This window comes from Pseudomonas sp. RW407 (assembly GCF_003176655.1).
Classification (GTDB): Bacteria; Pseudomonadota; Gammaproteobacteria; order Pseudomonadales; family Pseudomonadaceae; genus Pseudomonas; species Pseudomonas delhiensis.
In genome coordinates this window covers 1-391 of sequence record NZ_QGSL01000055.1, presented here as the reverse complement: position 1 = coordinate 391, position 391 = coordinate 1, and the positions used below count along the sequence as shown (strand labels likewise).

Below are 391 nucleotides of genomic sequence, written 5' to 3'. Positions count from 1 at the left end.
GCAGGTCCAGGCCGTCGAGGCGGCGGGCCGGGCCGCCGAGCACGAAGCAGCCGCTGGAGGCGTTGTCGGCCACGGTGTCGGCGAAGCGGATGTTCCAGCCGGCGATGCGGCTGCCGACGATTTCCAGGGCCGGCAGCACCCAGCCGGTGGCATTGATGACGTCGGCGAAGGTGGTGTCGGTGCCGGGCAGGTCGCGTTCCAGCACCAGGGCGATCTCCGCCTCGATCTTCGGTTGCAGCACGCGGCCGAACGGCACCACTTCGTTGTCGCCGTAGGCCATGTCGGCGAACAGGCCGCCGAAGTCCGGCTGGTCCACGCCCAGCTGGGCCTGCACCTTGGGGTTGGTCAGGCCGATCTTGCGGCCGACCAGGCGCCGGCCGCAGGCCAGGGC

Annotated in this window: 1 pseudogene; it reads right to left on the bottom strand. The window is 71.6% G+C overall.

What is annotated here, in order from left to right:
* Positions 1-391: pseudogene (locus tag DK254_RS05770) on the bottom strand (2-keto-4-pentenoate hydratase); the annotation flags it as partial.